Annotated in this window: 24 protein-coding genes and 3 tRNA genes; 15 read left to right on the top strand and 12 right to left on the bottom strand. The window is 66.2% G+C overall.

The window, feature by feature from the left end; translation table 11 throughout:
* Positions 1-96: 96 nt before the first annotated feature.
* Complete coding sequence (locus tag ACFWAY_RS29035) at positions 97-474, top strand: DUF4345 domain-containing protein (protein ID WP_378452167.1); 378 nt, start codon at positions 97-99, stop codon at positions 472-474.
* Positions 475-531: 57 nt separating this feature from the next.
* Positions 532-604: transfer RNA gene (locus ACFWAY_RS29030), tRNA-Arg, on the top strand.
* A 70-nt stretch (positions 605-674) separates the two neighbouring features.
* Here ACFWAY_RS29030 and ACFWAY_RS29025 read toward each other — a convergent pair.
* From ACFWAY_RS29025 to ACFWAY_RS29015, 3 genes are all read right to left on the bottom strand, one after another.
* Positions 675-1499: an alpha/beta fold hydrolase gene (locus ACFWAY_RS29025; protein ID WP_378513020.1), complete on the bottom strand. Its 825-nt coding sequence runs from the start codon at positions 1497-1499 to the stop codon at positions 675-677.
* Positions 1500-1804: 305 nt separating this feature from the next.
* Positions 1805-2365, bottom strand: coding sequence for a PaaI family thioesterase (locus tag ACFWAY_RS29020; protein ID WP_378513019.1), 561 nt, complete (start codon positions 2363-2365; stop codon positions 1805-1807).
* Positions 2365-3081, bottom strand: coding sequence for an SDR family oxidoreductase (locus ACFWAY_RS29015; RefSeq protein ID WP_378452143.1), 717 nt, complete (start codon positions 3079-3081; stop codon positions 2365-2367). Before ACFWAY_RS29015 ends, ACFWAY_RS29020 begins: the two co-directional genes overlap by 1 nt.
* 87 nt (positions 3082-3168) lie before the next feature.
* Here ACFWAY_RS29015 and ACFWAY_RS29010 point away from each other — a divergent pair, with 87 nt between their 5' ends.
* Both ACFWAY_RS29010 and gdhA read left to right on the top strand, forming a co-directional pair.
* Positions 3169-3672 (top strand): winged helix-turn-helix transcriptional regulator, encoded by a 504-nt coding sequence (locus tag ACFWAY_RS29010; protein WP_378513018.1) that lies wholly within the window; start codon positions 3169-3171, stop codon positions 3670-3672.
* A gap of 101 nt (positions 3673-3773) precedes the next feature.
* Positions 3774-5117: an NADP-specific glutamate dehydrogenase gene (gene gdhA / locus ACFWAY_RS29005; protein WP_378513017.1), complete on the top strand. Its 1344-nt coding sequence runs from the start codon at positions 3774-3776 to the stop codon at positions 5115-5117.
* A gap of 60 nt (positions 5118-5177) precedes the next feature.
* Here gdhA and ACFWAY_RS29000 read toward each other — a convergent pair whose 3' ends face one another.
* The 4 genes from ACFWAY_RS29000 to ACFWAY_RS28985 are packed head-to-tail and all read right to left on the bottom strand — an operon-like array spanning position 5178 to position 8064.
* On the bottom strand, positions 5178-5468 hold the full coding sequence (locus ACFWAY_RS29000; protein WP_378513016.1) for a hypothetical protein: 291 nt from the start codon (positions 5466-5468) through the stop codon (positions 5178-5180).
* 58 nt (positions 5469-5526) lie between these two features.
* Positions 5527-5736: a hypothetical protein gene (locus ACFWAY_RS28995; RefSeq protein ID WP_378513015.1), complete on the bottom strand. Its 210-nt coding sequence runs from the start codon at positions 5734-5736 to the stop codon at positions 5527-5529.
* Positions 5737-5748: 12 nt separating this feature from the next.
* Positions 5749-6921: a fatty acid desaturase family protein gene (locus ACFWAY_RS28990; protein WP_378452138.1), complete on the bottom strand. Its 1173-nt coding sequence runs from the start codon at positions 6919-6921 to the stop codon at positions 5749-5751.
* 33 nt (positions 6922-6954) lie between these two features.
* Positions 6955-8064: a ferredoxin reductase gene (locus ACFWAY_RS28985; protein ID WP_378452137.1), complete on the bottom strand. Its 1110-nt coding sequence runs from the start codon at positions 8062-8064 to the stop codon at positions 6955-6957.
* A gap of 118 nt (positions 8065-8182) precedes the next feature.
* Here ACFWAY_RS28985 and ACFWAY_RS28980 point away from each other — a divergent pair, with 118 nt between their 5' ends.
* The 3 genes from ACFWAY_RS28980 (at position 8183) to ACFWAY_RS28970 (ending at position 10424) form a co-directional block, all read left to right on the top strand.
* Positions 8183-8890 (top strand): TetR family transcriptional regulator, encoded by a 708-nt coding sequence (locus tag ACFWAY_RS28980; protein WP_378513014.1) that lies wholly within the window; start codon positions 8183-8185, stop codon positions 8888-8890.
* A 26-nt stretch (positions 8891-8916) separates the two neighbouring features.
* The gene (locus tag ACFWAY_RS28975; RefSeq protein ID WP_378513013.1) at positions 8917-9768 is read left to right on the top strand and encodes an alpha/beta fold hydrolase; all 852 of its coding nucleotides are present in this window, start codon (positions 8917-8919) and stop codon (positions 9766-9768) included.
* Positions 9769-9845: 77 nt separating this feature from the next.
* Positions 9846-10424 (top strand): DUF4203 domain-containing protein, encoded by a 579-nt coding sequence (locus ACFWAY_RS28970; RefSeq protein ID WP_378452134.1) that lies wholly within the window; start codon positions 9846-9848, stop codon positions 10422-10424.
* On the opposite strand, the gene ACFWAY_RS28965 is transcribed toward ACFWAY_RS28970, so the two are convergent.
* Complete coding sequence (locus ACFWAY_RS28965) at positions 10421-11746, bottom strand: MFS transporter (protein WP_378513012.1); 1326 nt, start codon at positions 11744-11746, stop codon at positions 10421-10423. The two genes, ACFWAY_RS28970 and ACFWAY_RS28965, sit on opposite strands and share 4 nt — an antisense overlap.
* A gap of 126 nt (positions 11747-11872) precedes the next feature.
* On the opposite strand from ACFWAY_RS28965, the gene ACFWAY_RS28960 reads away from it, so the two are divergent.
* Genes ACFWAY_RS28960 through cmrA form a run of 3 tightly spaced genes read left to right on the top strand, consistent with a single transcriptional unit; the run spans position 11873 to position 15266 of the window.
* Positions 11873-12406: a PadR family transcriptional regulator gene (locus ACFWAY_RS28960; protein WP_378452132.1), complete on the top strand. Its 534-nt coding sequence runs from the start codon at positions 11873-11875 to the stop codon at positions 12404-12406.
* 13 nt (positions 12407-12419) lie between these two features.
* Complete coding sequence (locus ACFWAY_RS28955; RefSeq protein ID WP_378513011.1) at positions 12420-14444, top strand: FAD-dependent oxidoreductase; 2025 nt, start codon at positions 12420-12422, stop codon at positions 14442-14444.
* A gap of 18 nt (positions 14445-14462) precedes the next feature.
* Positions 14463-15266 carry a mycolate reductase gene (gene cmrA, locus ACFWAY_RS28950; protein ID WP_378452130.1) on the top strand — a complete coding sequence of 268 codons (804 nt, stop codon included), beginning with the start codon at positions 14463-14465 and terminating at the stop codon, positions 15264-15266.
* Between the two features lie 20 nt (positions 15267-15286).
* Here cmrA and ACFWAY_RS28945 read toward each other — a convergent pair whose 3' ends face one another.
* Positions 15287-17023, bottom strand: a complete 1737-nt coding sequence (locus ACFWAY_RS28945; protein ID WP_378513010.1) for a helicase HerA-like domain-containing protein — start codon at positions 17021-17023, stop codon at positions 15287-15289.
* 85 nt (positions 17024-17108) lie between these two features.
* Here ACFWAY_RS28945 and orn point away from each other — a divergent pair, with 85 nt between their 5' ends.
* Together orn and ACFWAY_RS28935 are read left to right on the top strand one after the other, a co-directional pair.
* Complete coding sequence (gene orn / locus ACFWAY_RS28940; RefSeq protein ID WP_378452258.1) at positions 17109-17708, top strand: oligoribonuclease; 600 nt, start codon at positions 17109-17111, stop codon at positions 17706-17708.
* An 86-nt stretch (positions 17709-17794) separates the two neighbouring features.
* A tRNA-His gene (locus ACFWAY_RS28935) sits at positions 17795-17870 on the top strand.
* Between the two features lie 62 nt (positions 17871-17932).
* Here ACFWAY_RS28935 and ACFWAY_RS28930 read toward each other — a convergent pair.
* The gene (locus ACFWAY_RS28930) at positions 17933-19168 is read right to left on the bottom strand and encodes an Ig-like domain-containing protein (RefSeq protein ID WP_378452128.1); all 1236 of its coding nucleotides are present in this window, start codon (positions 19166-19168) and stop codon (positions 17933-17935) included.
* Positions 19169-19457: 289 nt separating this feature from the next.
* Here ACFWAY_RS28930 and ACFWAY_RS28925 point away from each other — a divergent pair.
* Positions 19458-19530: transfer RNA gene (locus ACFWAY_RS28925), tRNA-Lys, on the top strand.
* A gap of 154 nt (positions 19531-19684) precedes the next feature.
* On the opposite strand, the gene ACFWAY_RS28920 is transcribed toward ACFWAY_RS28925, so the two are convergent.
* On the bottom strand, positions 19685-19906 hold the full coding sequence (locus ACFWAY_RS28920) for a DUF3618 domain-containing protein (protein WP_378452127.1): 222 nt from the start codon (positions 19904-19906) through the stop codon (positions 19685-19687).
* Positions 19907-20067: 161 nt separating this feature from the next.
* Here ACFWAY_RS28920 and bcp point away from each other — a divergent pair, with 161 nt between their 5' ends.
* Positions 20068-20541 (top strand): thioredoxin-dependent thiol peroxidase, encoded by a 474-nt coding sequence (gene bcp / locus ACFWAY_RS28915; RefSeq protein WP_007296587.1) that lies wholly within the window; start codon positions 20068-20070, stop codon positions 20539-20541.
* A 149-nt stretch (positions 20542-20690) separates the two neighbouring features.
* Positions 20691-21380, top strand: coding sequence for a TetR/AcrR family transcriptional regulator (locus tag ACFWAY_RS28910; protein ID WP_378452125.1), 690 nt, complete (start codon positions 20691-20693; stop codon positions 21378-21380).
* Positions 21381-21448: 68 nt separating this feature from the next.
* On the opposite strand, the gene ACFWAY_RS28905 is transcribed toward ACFWAY_RS28910, so the two are convergent.
* The gene (locus ACFWAY_RS28905) at positions 21449-21841 is read right to left on the bottom strand and encodes a holo-ACP synthase (protein ID WP_005248288.1); all 393 of its coding nucleotides are present in this window, start codon (positions 21839-21841) and stop codon (positions 21449-21451) included.
* Positions 21842-21845 lie beyond the last annotated feature (4 nt).

The raw sequence follows: 21845 nt of genomic DNA, 5'->3' as shown, positions 1-21845 counted from the left end.
GGTAGGACCTACGACAGGCCGTCGGAGACGCGAGGGTTCCGTCGCCGTTCCGGTTACCGTCGACAGGGACCTGTCCCGAGGGAACAAGAGGCTGAGATGGCTGAGTTTCTGATCATCGCGGTGGCGCTGTTCTTCGCGGGCATGGGTGTGTACGGGCTCGCCGCGCCGGCCCGGCTGGTCGCCCCGTTCGGTCTGTCCGCGGATTCGCCGACCTCCCGCGCCGAGGTGCGCGCGGTCTACGGCGGCTTCGGTGTGGCGGTGGCGGCCCTGCTGGTCTTCGCGGCTTTCGACGCATACGGCATCCGATCCGTCGCCTCGGTGACCGTGGCCGTCGCCCTGCTGGGGATGGCGTTCGGCCGGATCGTGTCGGCCGTCGCCGACCGGCCGACCCGCTTCTACCCCGTGTGGTTCTACTTCGTGGTCGAGCTCGTCCTGGCGGGACTTCTGCTCTCCGCGGCAGCCCTGGGCTCGTGACGCGGAGACCACAGCCCCGGTCGGAGCGCTCGGGGCGGCAGGTAATATTTGCTGCGCGCCTCCGTAGCTCAGGGGATAGAGCAAGAGCCTTCTAATCTCTTGGTCGCAGGTTCGAATCCTGCCGGGGGCACTCATTCGACGGAGCGCCGACAGGCGAAAACCCCCGATCACCTGGATAAACAGGAATCGGGGGTCCGGCGTCAGCCCTTCAGGAACGCCAGCAGGTCGGCGTTGATCGTCTCCGCTTGCGTGGTGGGCATGCCGTGCGGGAAGTCCTTGTACGTCTTCAGCGTCCCGTTCGCGAGGAGCTTCGCGGACAGGGGTCCGGCGTCGGCGTAGGGAACGATCTGGTCGTCTTCGCTGTGCATCACCAGTACCGACACCGTGATCTTCTTCAGATCCTCGGTGAAATCGGTCTGCGAGAAGGCGACGATGCCGTCGTAGTGAGCCTTGGCCCCGCCCATCATCCCTTGGCGCCACCAGTTCTCGATGATCGCTTCCGAGGATTCCACGCCCGGTCGGTTGAATCCGTAGAACGGACCCGACGGTAGGTCGCGGTAGAACTTCGACCGATTGGCGGCGAGTTGTGCCTGCAGATCGTCGAACACGTCCTTGGGAAGGCCGCCCGGGTTCGCCTCCGTCTTCACCATCAGCGGCGGTACCGCGCTGATCAGTGCGGCCTTCGCCACCCGGCTCTCTCCGTGCCGCGCGAGATAGTGCACCACCTCGCCGCCGCCCGTCGAATGGCCGACGTGGATGGCGTCCCGGAGGTCGAGATGCGCGGTCAGGTCCGCGAGGTCGTCGGCGTAGTGGTCCATGTCGTGGCCGTCGCCGGTCTGCGTGGAGCGTCCGTGACCGCGCCGATCGTGGGCGATGACGCGATAGCCGTGCTGGAGGAAGAACAGCATCTGTGTGTCCCAGTCGTCGGCCGACAGCGGCCAGCCGTGGCTGAACACGATGGGTTGACCGGTTCCCCAGTCCTTGTAGAAGATCTCCGTGCCATCCTGGGTAGTGATCGTGCCCATGTGGTTGCCTTCCTTGACCGCTCTGGGGATGACGCTGATGAGGACGACTTTCAGTACATCAAACTTCGGGAGGTCGCAGGGGGGCTTCGAGCGGCGGCATCCTGTACGACCGTCCGATAGGTATTGCACCCGTCGTCCGTACCCGGGGTTCCGTACTGGCGCGTAACAAACCGACCAATTAGTCTTGTTTGCGCATCGCCCCAACCCGACGGGCAACGGTGCACCGGGACCCGCCACCATCCTCCGCGAGTGGCGGGTTCCCGCGTTCAGCCGCCTTTACTCGCTCAGTGCTTTTCGCTTCGGTGTCAGCTCTCCGGTGGAACCTCGAACACCAGCAGGGTGCTGGTGGCGGTGGCGACGAGGCGGCCCTGCGAGTCGGTGACCTCCCCTTCCGCGAACGCGATGCGGCGACCCGACTTCTTCACGACGCCGGTGGCCGTGAGGGCCCCGGAGTCCCGGGTCGCCCCGCGGATGTAGTTGACCTTGATCTCGACCGAGGTGTAGCCCCACCCCGCGGGCAACGTGGTGTGCACGGCGCAGCCGGCGACCGAATCGAGCAGGGTGCACACGGCGCCACCGTGGATGGCGCCGATCGGGTTGTACTGCGACTCGTCAGGGTCCAGCGCGAAGACGACCCTCCCGGGTTCGGCCTCGAGGAACCGCAGGTTCATCAGGCTCGCGATCGGGGGCGCGGGAATCTCGCCGCCGAGAATCGCCCGCAGGTAGCCGAGGCCGTCGAGTTCTCGCGCTTTCCGCGCCGGACCTGCCGGGTCGCGCCATTCGACGGTCCTCGACCGCATCTCTCCCCACTCGGCGTCCGCCACGTCCTCGACGGTCGCCACTGCACCGTTTCCGGACTCGCTCATTACGCCGCCCCCTGCTGCGCCGGCTGCGGATAGAGGACGTCGAGGTCGCCCGACAGTGCCGCCTTGACGGTGCGGGTGGTGTCGTCGGCGAGGACTTCGTGGGCGCCGGACTCGATGCCGTCGAAGGCCAGTTGCGCGACCTCGGCCGCGGAGATCTTCGGCACATCCAGACCGCTCGTCATGTCGGTGTCCATGTACCCGAGGTGCAGCCCGACCACCTGGATGTTCTGCGCCGCGAGTTCGGCGCGCATGGCGTTGGTGGCACTCCACAGGGCCGCTTTCGAGACGCTGTACGAGCCACCGATGGCCAGCCAGGACAGAACGGAGTGCACGTTGAGGATCGCGCCGCCTCCATTGGCGGCGATGATCGGCGCGAGCGCGCGGGTGACGTTGAGCGGCCCGTAGAGGTTGGTTTCGAGTTCGCGGCGCATTCCGTCGAGATCACCCGTGAGCGGCGACTCGCCGACGAGGATGCCGGCGTTGTTGATCAGTACGCCGAGATCCCCGACGAGCTCCGCGGCGGCGTAGACCGATTCGGGGTTCGTGACATCCAGTTGCACGGGCACGACTCGTGGGTGCTCCTCGATCGTCGACGCGTCACGCGCCGAGGCGTAGACCGTTCGCGCACCTCGCGCGAGCGCCTCGGCGACGAAGGCACGTCCGAGCCCGCGACTGGCTCCGGTGACCAGCACCGTTCGATCTTGAATCGTGGTCATGACGACCCCTTCGAGAGAGTAAGTCTGGTTTTCCAACTAACTACGTTCCCGACAGTAATCCCTATCAGTTGGAAAACACAACCCTCTATGATGAAAGGCATGGACAACGCCGACACCGAGCGAGCGACACCCGAGATCGTCATGGACCGCATGCCACTGACGCCGAGACCCTGCGCGATCGCCGCCACCATGGAACTGATCGGCGACCGCTGGTCCATGCTGGTGATCCGCGAACTGAGCTACGGAGTGCACCGCTTCGACCGGATTGCCGGATACATCGGCGTCTCGCGCGACATCCTCACCGCGCGACTGCGCAAACTCGAGGAGGTCGGCGTCATCGAACGCAGGCAGTACTCCGAACACCCTCCCCGATTCGAGTACCACCTCACCCCGGCGGGCGAGGACCTGCGACCGCTGCTGCTCTCGTTGTTCCAATGGGGCAGCAAGTGGGCCGTCGACGAGGCGCCGTCGGTGCTCGTGCACGAATGCGGACACTCACTGGAGCTGGAACACCGCTGCGCGCACTGCGGCGAGGCCGTCGAGAACACGTCTGTCGCAATGCATTCCCGCACACCACCGCGGGAGCCCTGACCTCTCCACCCGGCGCTGATACAGGACGCCTGACACCAGGTCTATAGTTTCCAAAGTAAACGTCAGGTAACGAATTCCTCACACGTCAGGCAGGTGGGTCTGTGTCAACGCGCGACCGGGTAGCAGAGATCTACGAGCAGGTCCGCCTGCGGAACGCCGGCGAACCCGAGTTCCACCAGGCAGCCGCCGAGGTCTTCGAGTCGCTCCAGGTCGTGCTCGACCACCATCCCCACTACGCCGACTCCGGATTGATCGAGCGACTGTGCGAGCCCGAGCGTCAGATCATCTTCCGGGTGCCGTGGGTCGACGACTCCGGCAACGTGCACGTCAACCGCGGTTTCCGCGTGCAGTACAACAGTGTGCTCGGCCCCTACAAGGGTGGTCTGCGGTTTCACCCCAGCGTGAACCTGGGAATCGTGAAGTTCCTCGGCTTCGAGCAGATCTTCAAGAACGCCCTCACCGGACTTCCGATCGGCGGCGGCAAGGGTGGCTCCGACTTCGACCCCAAGGGTCGTTCGGAGGCCGAGATCATGCGGTTCTGCCAGTCGTTCATGACCGAACTGCATCGCCACATCGGCGAGTACACCGACGTCCCGGCAGGTGACATCGGCGTCGGCGGGCGCGAGATCGGCTACCTGTTCGGCCAGTACAAGCGCCTCACCAACTCCTACGAGTCGGGGGTCCTCACCGGTAAGGGACTCACCTGGGGAGGCTCGCAGGTGCGTCGCGAGGCGACGGGGTACGGCGTCGCCTACTTCGTCGCCGAAATGCTGAAGGCCGCGAACAGCTCACTCGGCGGCAAGACCGTCGTCGTCTCCGGCTCCGGAAACGTCGCGATCTATGCGATCGAGAAGGTGCACCAGCTCGGCGGAATCGCGATCGCGAGCTCCGATTCCTCCGGATACCTCGTCGACGCGAAGGGCATCGACCTCGAGCTCCTGAAGGAGATCAAGGAGGTGCGGCGCGGACGGATCAGCGAGTACGCGGACGCGGTGCCGCACGCCCGGTTCGTGCCGAACGGATCCATCTGGGACGTGCCGTGCGATGTCGCGCTCCCCTGTGCCACCCAGAACGAACTCGACGAAGCGGCAGCCAAGACCCTGGTCACGAACGGCGTGCAGGCTGTGGCCGAGGGCGCGAACATGCCCACGACCCCGCAGGGCGTGCAGGTGTTCCGCGACGCCGCGGTGGCGTTCGCCCCGGGCAAGGCGGCCAACGCGGGCGGTGTCGCCACGTCGGCACTCGAGATGCAGCAGAACGCATCCCGCGACTCGTGGGGATTCGAGTACACCGACGAGCGGTTGGCGGGGATCATGCGCGGCATCCACGAACGCACCGTGGCCACCGCCGCCGAGTACGGCATGCCGGGCGACTACGTGCATGGCGCGAACATCGCCGGTTTCGTGAAGGTGGCCGACGCCATGATCTCGCTCGGCGTCATCTGACGGAACGAAAAGGGGCACGACCGTCGCCGGCCGTGCCCACCGTTCGACAGCGCGATCGCGTCAGAAATGGCACTGCGTCTGACCCCACTCGACCCAGCACATCTGCTTGACGTCGGGCCTCGGGTTCTTGGTCGGCAGGGGCTGCGAACAGCCGGTCTCGCAGATCGGCTTGGCCGACGCCATGCCTGCGGCACCGGTCAGCGAAATAGCAAGGGCCGCAATGCCGGCGAGGGCGATGCGCGCCGTGGTGGCGATCGTGGTGGGGAAATGGGTTCCTTCCGGGGGGCGGTTGTCGTGCTGCAACCAGCATCGGCCGGAGCCCTGTCCGCAGAAAGGCCGCCGAGGGTGCATCGAACACATCCTCGGCGGCCGCATCTCTACCCTGGGTCGATACGCCCGGTCGCTTTACTCAGTCGACCGGCTCGTCCTCGCCCTCGTCGTCGCGGGCCTTCTTCGCGGCCTCGCGCATCTCGATACCGTCGGACACCCAGTCACCGATCTCCCGGGTGACGTCCCGGACGGCGCCCGCGATGATCGTCGCGATCTTGCCCACGTGCGTGGCCGCGGACTCCGTCAGTTCCTGCACGGTGTCCTTGCGCCGCTCGAACTTCCCCACCATGTGTTTCGCCTCTCAGGCTGCAGTCTTCTGCCGCTCGACGATAACACCGGGACGCGTGTCGGACGAGATGAGACCGGGAGGCAGTGCGAGCTTGAAGATCTTCCCCCACACGGAGCCGATCTGCTTGAAGAAGCCGCCGGTGTTGTAGGGCAGCCCGTGCTTCTCGCACAGAGCCTTCACGACCGGGGCCATCTCCGGGTACCGGTGGGCGGGCAGGTCCGGGAACAGGTGGTGCTCGATCTGGTGCGACAGGTTGCCCGACATGATGTGGAACAGCGGGCTCCCCTCGATGTTCGCGCTGCCGAGCATCTGCCGGACGTACCACTCCCCGCGGGTTTCCTCCGCGGTCTCGTCCTCGGTGAAACTCTGCACACCGGTGGGGAAATGGCCGCAGAAGATGATGGAGTACGCCCACACGTTGCGGATCAGGTTGGCGGTCACGTTGCCGAGCAGTGTGGGGACGAACAGCGGCCCGGTGAGCGCCGGGAAGATCGCGTAGTCCTTGAGCACCTGCCTGCCCGCCTTGCGCCACCAGCCGCTCAGCAGCGGCTTGACATCGTTCCACTTCCGCTTGCCCTGGATCACGTTCTCCGCTTCCAGGTCGTGCATCATGACGCCCCACTCGAACAGCATCATCAGGACGAAGGCGTACACCGGGTTCCCCAGGTAGTAGGGGTTCCACTTCTGCGCCTCGTCGATCCGCAGGATGCCGTAGCCGATGTCCCGGTCCCGGCCGAGGATGTTGGTGTACGTGTGGTGCATGTAGTTGTGGGAATGCTTCCACTGATCACCGGGGCAGACGTTGTCCCACTCGAACACGCGTGAGTTCAGGTTCGGTTCACGCATCCAGTCGTACTGGCCGTGCATGACGTTGTGCCCGATCTCCATGTTGTCGAGAATCTTCGACACACCGAGAGCCCCGACCCCGGCGATCCAGGCCGGTGGGAAGAAGCCGAGGTACATCAAACCGCGGCCGGCGACCTCGAATCCCCTCTGCGCCTTGATGATCTTGTAGATATATTCGCGATCCTCGGCGCCGAGGTTCGCAACCGTCCGGTCGCGGAGGGCGTCCAGTTCCCGGCCGATCTCTTCGACCTGGTCGTGACTGAGCACCACCGGGGCGTCGTTGCGGGAACCGTCGGAGCCGTCGACGAACGGGAGGAACGAGAGTGAGAGTCCAAACATGTCGGTCTCCAAACGTTGAATGTCGAGTGAAAGTCAGATGTCGAGGGCGACGTCGCCCACCGGAACCGAGACGCACAGCTGGATCGCCTTGTCCGGATCGGTGTCGGTGTCGCCGGTGCGGACGTTCTTGGTGCACCCCGACTTCTTCACCGTGGTGCAGGAGAAGCAGATGCCCATCCGGCACCCGTACTCGGGATGGAGCCCGGCGGCCTCCGCCTGTTCGAGCAGCGTCGCTCCGGAATTGTCCGCAGTGACACCGCTGGCAGTGAAGGACACCTCGCCACCGGCCTCACCCTCGGCCGGGGCTGCGGCGGGAGCGAATTCCTCGGTGTGCAGTCGGTCCTCGATGCCGAGTTCGCGGTACACCTCCCGAACGCCACGCATCAGTCCGGGTGGGCCGCACAGGAAGGTTTCGGCGTCTGCGTACCAGGGCGCCACCGCGTCGAGGTGCTCCTGGCCGAAGAACCCGTGGAGATGGCCGCCGGTCTCCTGATCGGTGTACGCCAGTACGAGGGAGACGTTGGCGTTCGCGTCCGCGAGTGCGCGCAACTCGTTCAGGTACGCGACGTCGTTTTCGGTGTACGCGTAGTGCAGAAAAGTGATGCTTCCGAAGTGCTGCTCGTCGACGAGGGTGCGCAGCATCGACAGAACCGGGGTGATTCCGCTGCCTCCGCTCACCAGCAGGAGCCGGCGCGGGCGAGGAGACGGAAGGGTGAATTCGCCCGCCGCCTGTGACAGATCGAGCACGAGACCGGGGCTCGCGTGCGCGTGCAGGTACTGCGAGACCAGACCCTCGGGATGCGCCTTGATCGTCAGCTCGACGAGCCCGTCGGTGGACGCCTGTGCATTGGCCGGCGAGTAGCACCGGGTGTGCCGAACCCCGTCGATCACGACGCCGACCTGCACGAACTGCCCCGCACGGAATCCGCGCCACTGACGGGTGGGGCGCAGCGTGAGGGTAACGGTGTCGGCGGTGGACCGCTGGACCTCGACTACTTCGGCACGCAGGTCGCGCACGGTGACCATGGGAGTGACGAGCTCGAGGTAGCGGTCGAGCTGGTGCGGAGTGGCCATCGCCTCGAACAACGACAGCAGCGAGAACCTGCGTCCCTCCGCCGGACGACTGGTGTGAGCAACTGACACGTCAGCCTCCTCCATTTGAGTGCACGGTTGTACACTGACAATAGTGTGACAGAGGGGGACAGGAAGTTGTCAATCAGAATGTGACCGCACGCACACTCGAGGCAGGGATCGGATACGCATGCCGGATGACGACTACGAGCACCCGGAGATGACTGGTGTCGGCACCCCCACGAATACACTCACTGCCGTGAGTCAGTCGACCGGCGCCGAACCGGAGAGCAGGGCAGCCCGCAAGGAGCGCACGAGGAAGGCCCTTCTCGACGGCACTCTCGAACTCATGGCCGACCGCAGCTTCGCCGGCGTGAGCCTGCGCGAGATCGCCCGCACCGCGGGAATCGTGCCCACCGCGTTCTACCGCCACTTCGCGTCCATCGAGGAGCTCGGCGTGGTGCTCGTCGAGGAGGGCATGCGAATTCTGCGGCAGATGCTCCGCGACGCCCGGCGCACCCCGAGCACCAAAAGCGCAGGCGCATCCCTCGACATCCTCGTGCGGCAGGTCCGCAACCACGAGGCGCAGTTCCGGTTCCTCAGCCGCGAACGCTACGGCGGCGTCCCGGAAATTCGCCGGGCGATCGCGACCGAGATGAAACTGTTCGTCAGCGAACTCACGGTGGATCTGTCCCGCATCGAGGGTCTGCAGACCTGGGACCACGACGACCTGGAGATGGCGGCAGACCTGATCGTGTCCACCATGTTCGCCGTCGTCGTCGATCTGCTCGAGGCCGATCGTCCCGGAAGCCGAAGCGAGGCCGAGGTGGTCGCGCGCGCCGAACGGCAACTGCGCCTGATCATGCTCGGCATGAGCGGGTGGAATCCCGGAACGTAGTCGCGCTCTCGCCGTACGGTGGGGGCATGTCGACTCTCCTCGAGCACACCCACGTCCCGGTAGGTCCGCTCACCTTCGACGTCACGGTCGGTGGCCCGACCGACGGCGTCCCCGTCGTTCTGCTGCACGGGTTTCCAGAGAGCGCCGCGTCCTGGGAACCCGTCAGCACCCTGCTGAACGAGTCCGGTCTGCGGACGTACGCGCCGAACCAGCGCGGATACTCGCCGGGTGCGCGACCCGACGGAGTCGACTCCTACCGGATCGACCACCTCGTCGCGGACGTGATCGGGCTCCTCGACGCACTCGGCCTCGACTCGGCGCATCTCGTCGGGCACGACTGGGGAGCCGCCGTGGCGTGGGTCGTCGCCGCTCGGCACCCCGACCGGATCACCTCGCTCACCACCGTGTCGGTGCCACATCCCGGCGCGTTCGGCTGGGCGTTGCGCGAGGACGCCGATCAGAAGGAACGCTCCTCCTACATCCGCCTCCTGAGGATGGAAGGCAAGGCCGAGCGGGTCCTCCTCGACGACAACGCGCAGGCGCTGCGCGCGATGTTCGGTGACGTCGTCGCGCCGGCGCTCGTCGACCGGCACGTCGCGCTGCTCAGTGAACCGGCAGCTCTGACCGCCGCGCTGAACTGGTACCGCGCCATGACGAGCGACTTCGAGCAGACGCCTGTCGTCACCGTTCCCACGACCTACGTCTGGAGCACCGGCGACATCGCACTGGGTCGTGCGGCAGCCGAGCGATGCGGCGAGTTCGTCGATGCGCCGTACGAATTCGTCGTGCTCGACGATGCCACGCACTGGATTCCGGAGCAGCGCCCAGGCGCCCTGGCCGACGCAATCCTCACGCGCACCGGAACCACACCGAACTGAAATCCGCTGTTCCCCTCGACGGGGCGTCCGTTCTGGTTTGATGGCACTACTCGTCTCGTGCACCCTGGGAGGGCACCATTAGTGGCATCGCAATCCTTCTGGTCGGCGCCGTTCTGTGCTTCGCCGGTGTCGGTTCACTGCACGTCGCCGTTCTCGCCTCCGGATTCGGCCTCGGCTGGCTCGTGTCCGACCTGCTGTCGCTATCACTCGGGACGACGTTCCTGGTCGCGGCGATCGGTGCGGTCGTGGTGTGGGCGGCCACCACTCTGATCTTCAAGTTCGCCGCATTCTTCATCGGGATCATCGCCGGCGCGGTGATCGGAGCGAAGCTCAGTCGTGTTCTGCAACCGGATGACGCCAGCTGGATCCTCAGCGGAATCGTGATCGTCGCGCTCGCCGTCGCCTGCGGTTTCATCGCCGACCGGTACCGAGCCCGGGCACTGCTGTGGCTCACCGCACTCGGCGGCGCCAGCTTGGTGCTGACCGGGCTCGGCCTGGCCATCCCCCCGCTGCGTTTCTTGGAGGATCCGAACGAGGGCACCCAGCAGTTCTTCGCCACGCTGATCTGGATCGTCGTGGCGGCGGCGGGCTGGCTGACACAGCGACGGCTGTTCCCGGACAAGCTCCGGATCGACGACAATCGCGCGCGGCGCTAGTCGCGCTCGGGCGCCTTCACCACCGTCAGCGCGGCGAGCCCGATCGCGAGCACGATCACCAGTCCGATGATCCCCGCCCGATCCGCCGCGAACCACCAGGCGAACAATCCGAACAGGGTGGGCGAGAGGAACGAGACCGCGCGACCGGTGGTCGCGTACAGACCGAACATCTGCCCCTCCCGGCCGGGCGGTGTGATCCGGGCCAGGAACGTGCGCGCCGACGACTGCGCGGGACCGACGAACAGGCACAGCAGCAGCCCGAAGATCCAGAACATGGCCGGTCCGGAGACGGCCGTCAGTACGACGCCGACGACGATCATCGCGATCAGGGACGTCATGATGACCGTCTTGGGTCCGATCCGGTCGTCGAACCGGCCGGCGGTGAGCGCGCCGAGCGCGGAGACGACGTTGGCCGCGACGCCGAACAGCAGCACGTCACCCGCGCTGATGCCGTAGACGTTGACGGCGAGGACGGCGCCGAACGTGAAGACACCGGCCAGCCCGTCACGGAACAGCGCACTCGCCACCAGAAAGTGCACGGTGCGCCGGTCGACGACCCAGAGGTCGCGCAGATCGCGCCACAGCACCCGGTACGACTCGACGAAGCCGGCCTTGTCGGCACCCGGATCCACGTGCGGGCGGGGTAGCTCGGGGACCTTCAGCAGGACGGGGATCGCGAAGATCGCGAACCAGACGGCGGCGAGCAGCGCCACCATGCGGATGTTCAGACCGCCGTCGGTGGTGAGCCCGAGGAATCCCCGGTTGTCGCCGTCACCGGAGATGAATCCGAAGTAGCACAGCAGCAGCAGCACGATCCCGCCGAAATAGCCCATCGCCCAGCCGAACCCGGACACCCGGCCGATGTTCGCAGGCGTCGACACCTGCCTGAGCATCGCGTTGTACGGGACGCCGGCCAGTTCGAAGATCACCGAACCCGCGGCCAGCAGCACCAGTCCGAGCCACAGGTATTGATACGAGTCGCGGACGAAGAACATCGCCGCCATGCACCCGACCGTCGCGAACGTGAGGACGCCGAGCGCCCACTTGCGTCGTCCTGCGGCGTCGAATCGCTGACCGGTGACGGGGGCGAGCACGGCGATGAGGAAACCGGCGATTCCGAGCGACCACCCGAGCCACGTGCTCGCGGAGATCGATCCCGGCAGGTCCTCCCCCACGGCGTCTGTCAGGTACACGGAGAACACGAACGTGAGGATCACGGCGTTGAAGGCCGCCGAACCCCAGTCCCACAATCCCCACGCGACAACCTGTCTGCGCGTCGCGGCCTCGCCGATCCCTGCCGGCGGACGAACGTCGGTGCTCATGCCCGCGAGCCTATGCGAGCGAACGGGGAGTTCGTGCGGTCTGACGCTACGAGCGTCCCGCTCGGAAGGAAGGACTTAGTGTGCACTCAGTTGCATACGCACCTCGTTGCATATATACTTCTGTTCGTGGCACTCGAACATGCGCTCCTCGTCTCCCTGACCGAGCACTCCGGCTCGGGCTACGAATTGGCGCGCCGATTCGACAAGTCCATCGGCTTCTTCCAGAGCGCCACCCACCAGCAGATCTACCGCGTCCTCAAACGCATGGACGAGTCCGGATGGGTCGACGCCGAGGTCGTGGCGCAGGATGGCCGACCCGACAAGAAGGTGTACCGGGTCGGCGCGGCCGGGCGCGCGGAACTCGAGCGCTGGATCGCCGAACCGACCGAGCCGAACCACCTGCGCAACGAGCTGGCAGTGAAGATCCGCGCCGCTCAGCACGGTGACATCGCCGCACTCACGGCCGAGGTCGGTCGCCACCGCGACGGCCACGCCGCCCGGCTCGAGGTCTACCGCATGATCGAAAAACGTGACTTTCCCGCACCGGACCAGCTCTCCGGGGCCGCCCTGCACCAGTACCTCGTCCTGCGCGGCGGAATCCGCGTCGAGGAGGGGTTCGCCGACTGGTGTCAAGAAGTACTCGACGCGCTCGCACAGTAAGGACACGCCGCCAATGACACAGTTCCCTCAGCTCCTCGCACCCCTCGACCTCGGTTTCACGACACTGAAGAACCGCGTGCTCATGGGTTCCATCCACACCGGCCTGGAGGATCGCGCCAAGGACGTTCCCCGTCTGGCGGAGTACTTCGCCGAACGTGCGCGCGGAGGTGTCGCGCTGATCATCACCGGCGGATACGCACCCAACCGGACGGGCTGGCTGCTGCCGTTCGGCGCCAAGCTCACCAACCGTATCGAGGCCCGCAGGCACCGCGCGATCACGAAGGCGGTGCACGACGAGGGCGGCAAGATCGCCCTGCAGATCCTGCACGCCGGCCGGTACAGCTACCAGCCGTTCAGTGTCTCGGCCTCGTCCATCAAGGCCCCGATCAACCCGTTCCGGCCCCGCAAACTCACCGGCCGCGGCGTTCGCTGGCAGATCCGCAATTTCGTGCGCTGCGCACGGCTCGCGCAGCAGGCCAACTACGACGGCGTCGAGATCATGGGCGGCGAAGGCTACTTCATCAACCAGTTCCTGTGCGAGCGCACCAACAAGCGCACCGACAAGTGGGGCGGCACTCCCGCGAACCGCCGGCGGATGGCCGTCGAGATCGTCCGCCGCACTCGGCAGGCGGTTGGCCCCAACTTCATCATCATCTTCCGACTGTCCATGGCCGACCTCGTCGAGGGCGGTCAGACGTGGGACGAGATCGTCTCGCTGGCACAGGAAGTGGAGGCCGCGGGCGCGACCATCATCAACACCGACATCGGCTGGCACGAATCCCGTGTCCCCACGATCGTGACGTCGGTGCCGCGGGCCGCGTTCGCCGACATCACCGGCAAGCTCGAGAAGCACGTGAGCATCCCCGTGGCCGCCTCGAACCGGATCAACATGCCGGAGGTCGCCGAGGAAATCCTGACCCGCGGTGACGCACAGCTGATCTCGATGGCGCGCCCGATGCTCGCCGATCCCGACTGGGTGCGGAAAGCCGAGGCGGGCACCCCCGACGAGATCAACACGTGCATCGCGTGCAACCAGGCCTGCCTCGACCACGCCTTCGTGCGCAAGCACGTGTCGTGCCTGCTGAATCCTCGTGCTGGCCGGGAAACGGAACTGACGCTCTCGCCCACCCGGACCGCGAAGCGTGTCGCCGTCGTCGGCGCCGGACCCGCGGGACTGTCGGCGGCACTGGGCCTGGCACAGCGCGGCCACTCGGTGACCCTGTTCGAGGCGGATTCGGAGATCGGCGGCCAGTTCGGCATCGCCCGCAAGATCCCCGGCAAGGAGGAGTTCGCGGAAACGATCCGCTACTACAACCGCCAGCTTCCGCTCGCGGGTGTGGACGTCCGGCTCGACAGCCGCGTCACCGCGACCGACCTGGTCGGCGAGTACGACGAGGTGATCGTCGCGACCGGGGTGACGCCGCGCGTTCCGTCCATTCCGGGTATCGACCACCCGAAGGTGCTCACGTATCCGGAGGTCGTGCGGGGCGGCAAGCCCGTCGGGCAGTCGGTCGCGGTGATCGGAGCCGGCGGGATCGGCGTCGACGTCAGCGAGTTCCTCACCCACGAGCACTCCCCGACGCTCGACCTGAAGGAGTGGAAGCAGGAGTGGGGTGTCACCGAACCCGAAGCGGCAGCGGGCGCCCTCACCACACCCATTCCCGAGCCGTCGCCGCGTGAGGTGTACCTGCTGCAGCGCAAGAGCGGCCGGATCGGCGCCGGCCTCGCGAAGACCACGGGCTGGGTTCACCGGGCAGCGCTGAAGAACAAGGGCGTGCAGGAACTGTCCGGGGTCAACTACGAGCGCATCGACGACGACGGCCTGCACATCACATTCGGCGCCAAACGCGAGAAGCCCCGCACCCTCGCCGTCGACAACGTCGTGATCTGCGCAGGTCAGGAATCGGTGCGTGACCTCGTCGACGAACTGACGGTCGCCGGCGTCACCACCCACGTCATCGGCGGTGCCGACGTCGCAGCCGAACTCGACGCCAAACGTGCCATCGAGCAGGGCACGCGGCTCGCGGCCCGCATCTGACGCACTACGCTGCTGACTGTGAGCTTGCCGAACCCCACTCCCCGTGCCCGCGCCGTCGTGACCGGCGCCTCGTCCGGAATCGGCGAGGCGCTGGCCACCGATCTCGCCTCCCGGGGACACTCCCTGATCCTCGTCGCGCGCCGCGGCGAGGTGATGGAGTCACTCGCCGGGACCCTGCGTGACGAGTACGGCGTCGAGGTCGACGTGCGCGCGTGCGATCTGTCGGATCGCGACGCGCGGGCCACCCTCGTCACCGAACTCGCCGGACGTGAGATCAGCGTCCTGTGCAACAACGCGGGCATCGCCACGTTCGGGCCCGTCGCCGGACTCGATCCCGCATACGAACGGGCACAGGTGGAACTCAACGCCGTTGCCGTGCACGACCTCACACTCGCGGTGTTGCCCGGGATGCTCGAACGCAAATCCGGCGCCATCCTCATGGTCGGCTCTGCGGCAGGCAACATGCCCATCCCCCACAACGCCACCTACGCGGCCAGCAAGGCGTTCGTCAACACCTTCTCCGAGTCGCTGCGCGGCGAACTCAAGGGGACGGGAGTGAACGTCACCCTGCTCGCGCCCGGCCCGGTCCGCACCGAGGAGCCCGATCCGGCGGACGCATCGATCGTGGACAGGCTGGTGCCCGACTTCCTGTGGATCTCCAGCGAATACACCGCCAAGGTGTCGCTCGACGGTCTGGCAGACAACAAGATGCGCGTCGTGCCCGGCATCATCAGCAAGGCGATGTCCGTTGCCGGGCAGTACACCCCGCGCGCGGTGGTCGCCCCGATCGTCGGAACGTTCTACAAGAAGCTGGGCAGCTAGACACTGGCGCGCAGCGGGTTTCACCGCCTGCGACGTTTGCCCGTCCCGAAGATGCTGCGGGAGATCTCGCGGCCGGCGGCCGATGCGGCCGAGCGGAGGAAGCTCTTCACCGCGGAGTTCCCGAGAATCTGCTCGGCCATGTTCGGCCCCTCCGGCTGCGGCGGCGGCGGTGGCGGCAGGTCAGGCAGCCGGGGCAGGTCGAGGCCCGGTTCCGTGGCCGGCGCTCCGGCAACCTTGGCTGTCAGCTTCTCGTACGCCGATTCCCGGTCGACGGTCTGCCCGTACTTCGCCGACAGCGGGCTCGACGACGCCGCGGCCGTGATCGCGTCGGTGCCGATGGTGTCCATCAGCGAGCGGGGAGGCCGAATCCTCGTCCACGCCACCGGCGTCGGCGCGCCCCGTTCCGACAGGACCGTGACGATCGCCTCGCCGATACCCAGTGAGGTGAGAGCTTTCTCGAGATCGTAGTTCTCGGTGGTCGGGTACGTCCGTACCGTTTTCGTCAGCGCCTTCTGGTCGTCGGGGGTGAAAGCGCGCAGCGCGTGCTGGATCCGCGCGCCGAGCTGCGACAGCACCGCATTCGGGACGTCCGTCGGCAACTGGGTGCAGAAGAAGACCCCCACCCCCTTGGAGCGGATGAGCTTCACGGTCTGTTCCACCTGCTGCAGGAACGCCTTCGACGCGTCCGCGAAGAGCAGGTGCGCCTCGTCGAAGATGAAGACGAGCTTGGGTTTCTCGAGATCGCCTTCCTCGGGCAACGTCTGGAACAGGTCGGCCAGCACCCACATCAGGAAGGTGGAGAACAACGCCGGACGCGCGGCCTGGGAGCCCAACTCGAACAACGTGATCACACCCTTGCCGTCGTTCACCCGGAGCAAGTCCTCGGTCTCGAGTTCGGGCTCCCCGAAGAACGTGTCGCCGCCATCGGCTTCGAGATTGACGAGGGCCCTGAGGATCACACCGGCGGTCGCCGGGGACACGCCGCCGATGCCCTTCAGATCGGCTTTGCCCTCGTCGCTGGTGAGATGAGCGATGACCGATCGCAGATCCAACAGGTCGAGCAGCGCGAGCCCCTGAACGTCGGCCCAGTGGAAGATCAGCCCCAGCGTGGACTCCTGAGTCTCGTTGAGCCCGAGGACCTTGGCGAGCAGGATCGGCCCGAACGCCGTGATGGTCGCGCGGACGGGAATGCCCAGACCCTCCGTTCCCAGCGAGAGGAATTCGACCGGGGACCCCGCCGGCCGCCACTCGTCGTCACCCGTCTCGGACGCTCGGGCGGTGATCTTGTCGCCCGCCTCACCCGGCTGTGACAGGCCCGACAGGTCGCCCTTCACGTCGGCCATCACCACGGGAACCCCTGCAGCCGACAACTGCTCGGCAATACCCTGCAGCGTCTTCGTCTTTCCCGTCCCGGTGGCGCCGGCGACGAGACCGTGCCGGTTGACCGTCGCGAGAGGGAAACGCACCCGGGCCGACCGATCCACGGCGCCGTCGAGAACCACGGTCCCCAGCTCCAGAGCCGCACCCTCCGACGAGTATCCGGCGGCGATGTCCGCGGCGGCGCCGGAGGGGGCCGCGACGCCTGCGGGAGCACGGTTCTCCGCAGCCTCCGCGTCCCGGGCTTCCTGCTCCGCCGTCTCTGCCGCTGCCGCGGCCTCCGCCGCGATCCTGGCAGCTTCGGCGGCTGCCGCCCTCGCCGCCGCCGCCCTTTCCGCCGGAGTCGAGGTCGCGCCGCCGTCCTGCGATTGCTGGGTCATCCAAGCCCTCCTCGGATCACGCACGTCGGGAGAAAGTGTCCACCGCAGACCTTATCCCGTCACTCACGTGACTACTGTGTTCCTGGTGCAGGACAAACTTGTGTGGATCGACTGTGAAATGACCGGGCTCCGGCTCGGCACCGACAAGCTGATCGAGATCGCAGCTCTGGTCACGGACAGCGAGCTGAACGTGCTCGGTGAGGGTGTCGACATCGTCATCCACGCCGACGACGACGCGCTCGCGGCCATGCCCGACGTGGTGACCAAGATGCACGAGAACTCGGGGCTGACAGACGAGGTCCGGAAGTCCACGGTCACGCTCGCCGAGGCCGAGCAGCAGGTGCTCGCCTACATCCGCGAGCATGTGCCGGTCGCCGGGACGGCACCGCTCGCCGGCAACTCCATCGCGACCGACCGCGGATTCATCGCCCGCGACATGCCGGACCTCGACACCTACCTGCACTACCGGATGATCGACGTCAGCTCCATCAAGGAACTGTGCCGCCGGTGGTACCCGCGGATCTACTTCGGTCAGCCCGAAAAGGGCCTCGCCCACCGTGCCCTTGCGGACATCAAAGAGTCGATCCGGGAACTGAAGTACTACCGGAAGACAGCGTTCGTGGCCGAACCAGGGCCGTCTACCAGCGACATCACCGCAGTCGTCGAGGAACTCGGACACGCCTGAGATACCGATTGGCGTTTTGCGCATCGAACGCGCTAATATCTTCCTCGCCGAAGTTACTGCCCTCGGGCGGTGACAGAAGCGCAATGGTGGGTGTAGTTCAGCTGGTAGAGCACCAGGTTGTGATCCTGGGTGTCGCGGGTTCGAGTCCCGTCACTCACCCCACACGGAAAGCCCCCGGCCTCGGCCGGGGGCTTTCCTCTTTGCGATTGGTCTGACGCCCGCTGTCAGGCGTTGGCGTTGCCGGCCTTCCAGACATCCCATGGGATGTTCCAGTCCCCGAGGCCGTCCGTGCCCGACAGCGTGCCGCCCAGCGTGTTCTCGACGATCACGATGTCGCCGCGCTTCGTGTTGTCGTACACCCACTTCGCGTTGGACGGACTGAGGTTCAGGCAGCCGTGGCTCGCATTCGAGTAGCCCTGCTGCCCCACCGACCACGGCGCCGAGTGGAAGAAGATGCCGCTGTAGGACATTCGCGTGGCCCAGTCGACGGGAGTCTTGTATCCCTGCGGGGAGTTGACCGGCACGCCGTAAGTGGACGAGTCCATGACGAGGTTCGCGAACCGGTCGCCGATGATGTAGACGCCGTTATCGGTGGGTGTGTCGTCCTTACCCATCGACGTGGGCATCGTCATGATCACTTCGCCGTTGCGCTCGAACGTCACCTGTTTGGTGTTGTCGTCCGCCGTCGCGATCACGGCGTCGCCGATGGTGAAGGCCGTGTGGACGTCCTCCTGGCCGTACAGTCCGTCACCGAGATCACGGCCGTACACGGCGACCTTGACGTCCACGGCGGTGCCGGGTGCCCAGTAGTTCTGCGGACGCCATCGCACCTCACGGTTGTTCACCCAGTAGAAGGCGCCCTCGACCGGCGGATTGGTCGTGACCGTGATGCCGGCCTCGGCGGCCTTGCGGTCGGGGATGTTCTCGTCGAACTGGACCGCGATCGGCTGACCGATTCCCACCACGTCGCCCTCGGACGGCATGACGTACGGCTTGGTGACGTTGCCGGGCGCGCTGGTGGTGAACGCGGATGTCGAGGTTGTGCCGCCACCCAGGCCGTTCGCCTTCACCTCGAGCCGGTATTCCTTGTCGTAGCCCAGCGGCTCCGTGTTGACCCAGGACAACCCGTCGGGGGCGATGGCGCCGTCGACCGGCACGCCCTCCGGGTTGAACATGGTGACCGCCGCCAGCGTGCCGTCGGCCACCGTCACCGTCACCGGTTGCCCGGGCGAGAACCCCACCGCACCATCGACGGCCGACGCCGTCAGCTTCGGCTTGATGAGTTCGGTGACCGGATTGGAATCGATCGGCGCCTCACCTTCCGTGACGCTGTCTGCACCGGAGACGGTGCACCCTGCGATCGACACTGCGAATACGAGTGATGCCGCCACAATCGTCGCCGTCTTCGAGACGGATCTCACCGATTGCGCACGCATGCGCCCGCCACGCCCCACACCCATGGATAACCCCACTTCACGTCCTCGCTCCGAATACACGTTCAAGCCGGCACGTCCCTCGCCTTCGCAAGACGAATCAGCACGTCGAGACCGTGTGGTCTCCAATGATGCCAGCCACTGGAGACCGGTTCCGACCAAGCGCCGAGCCGCTCAATAACGTTCGAATATCAATCGTGACCAGCGGCGCTCTTGTTACTCCCCACCGTGCGAATCGGGTCGCCACGGGCAGTCGCCACCAGGCGATTTGCATTCCCGAGAAGCGACCCGCTAATGTTCTGTCTCGCAAGAGCGAGCGCCTATAGCTCAGTTGGTAGAGCAAGTGACTCTTAATCACTGGGTCCGGGGTTCGAGTCCCTGTGGGCGCACTTGCACGAAGGCCCCCATCCTCTCACAAGGATGGGGGCCTTTCTCGTGTCACGATCTCAACGCACCGAGCGGGCGGTCAGATGACGAACGGGCCGCCGGAACGTGAAGTCACTACGAACTTCACATCCGACGGCCCGTTCCCACGACGGTCGTTCAGCGCAACGCTCTGCGGAGCACCAGGAGCCCTGCCACCGCACCCACGGCGATCAGTCCGTACTTGACCGCCGGCTCGTTCAGCTTCGCGATCAGCGTGCGCTTCGTGTTCTCCACGAGACGCTTCGGGTTGGTGCGGACCGTCAATTCGTCGAGAGTGCTCGCGAGCTGACTACGCGCGTTCTCGATCTCACGCTCGATGCTCTCGGTGTCCCTGGGCACGTGTCCTCCAACTTGTTCGACTTGTTCGATCAGCGAGAGCGACGCTACCGCGACGATCCCACACTTGCGTCAACCGTAGACGAGAACTCCCGACCTGCGACTTGGTCTCCCCCAATCACGCTTCGGGCCACGTCCACCCCTTCCCGGTAGCCTGACTTCTCGTGACCGACAACAACAGACTCGCCCCCGGAGACACCGCACCCGCCTTCACGCTGCCCGACGCCGACGGCAACGACGTGTCGCTCGCCGACTACCGCGGCCGCAAGGTCGTCGTGTACTTCTACCCGGCGGCGAGCACGCCGGGCTGCACCAAACAGGCCTGCGACTTCCGCGACAACCTCGCCGACCTGAACGGCGCAGGCCTGGACGTGATCGGCATCTCGCCCGACAAGCCGGCGAAGCTGGCCAAATTCCGTGACAACGAGGAACTGACGTTCCCCCTCCTGTCCGATCCCGACAAGGCCACACTCGAGGCCTGGGGCGCGTTCGGCGAGAAGAAGATGTACGGCAAGACGGTGCAGGGTGTCATCCGCTCCACATTCCTCGTCGACGAGGACGGGAAGATCGAAGTGGCCCAGTACAACGTCCGCGCCACCGGCCACGTCGCGAAACTGCGGCGGGATTTGTCCGTCTGATCGGCGCGACGGGCGGCTGCGTGTCGTCAGCCGCCCGCTGATCCATCGACACGGTAAACGGCGCGACGAGTCTCCGCGCCCAGGTGAAAGCCGACGCGTCACCGGGAGGGATCTTCGGAATCCGGACGAAAGACGGATAGCCTGGGGCGGTGGAGTCTTCAGTCAGCAAGCAAGCGCCGCGCCGAGTGGACCCGGCGTTGGAGGCTCAGTCGGACCCGCAGGAACTCCTGCCCCGCAGACGTCCGACACAGGAACGTAGTCGCCGTAAGTTCGACGCGCTGCTCACGGCATCGCGGGAGTTGCTGGTGGACGTGGGATTCGAATCGTTCACGTGCGAGGAGGTCGCCGCACGCGCGGACGTCCCGATCGGCACCCTCTACCAGTTCTTCGCGAACAAGTACGTGATCGTCTGCGAACTCAACCGACAGGACCTTGTCGGAGTCCAGCACGAGATCGCCCAGTTCAACGGTGAGGTCCCGTCCCTCGACTGGCTGCGGTTCCTCAATTCCTTCGTCGACCACATGGCGGGCCTGTGGACGTCCGACCCGTCGAGGCGCGAGGTGTGGCTGGCAATGCAGTCGACGCCCTCGACTCGCGCCACCGGCGCCATCCACGAGAAGGCGTTCGCGGAGCAGGTCTCACGGATGCTCGCGCCGCTCACCCCGCAGACATCGCGGGAGCGACGCACGATGATGGCCGAGGTGCTCGTCCACGTCGTGTACTCGATGCTCAACTTCTCCGTGCAGGACAACCAGAGCCACGCGGACGCCGTCGCCGAACTCAAACGGCTGATGGTGGCATACCTGCTGGTCGCCGAGAAGGAATCGCGCACAACGTAGGCGCTACGCGCTTGTGCGCCCTTCCGGTTGCCGGAGCTACCAGAAAGGCGCACGAGCGCCGGAGGCGCCTACAGGGACTCGATGACGGCGAACGCGCCCGCCATGTCTCCGTCGTGTGTGAGGGAGATGTGAATCTTCACGTCGGTCAGATGCTTGGCGACGTCTCCGCGTAAGCGGATACTCGGTCGCCCCCACGCATCCGTCACCACCTCGATCAGGTGGTGGATCATCTCGGGCAGCACCGGCGGGCTGGCGAAGAGAGACGTGGACCAAGCCTTGATCACTGCCTCCTTCGCAGCCCACCGGGCGGCGAAATGTCTAGCCGGATCGGAGCTCCGGGTCACGGCGTCCCGACGCTCGCCCGGTGTGAAGTTGTCGAGCATTGCCGTCCCTGGCCGGTCCAGCTGCTCGGCGAACTCCGACACCGTCACGAGATCGAAGCCGATCCCCAGAACTCCCATCCGT

It is taken from the genome of Rhodococcus sp. NPDC059968, from assembly GCF_042738615.1.
Lineage (GTDB): Bacteria > Actinomycetota > Actinomycetes > Mycobacteriales > Mycobacteriaceae > Rhodococcus_F.
The sequence above is the reverse complement of the archived record's forward strand: the minus strand, read 5'-3'. Positions and strand labels throughout refer to the sequence as shown.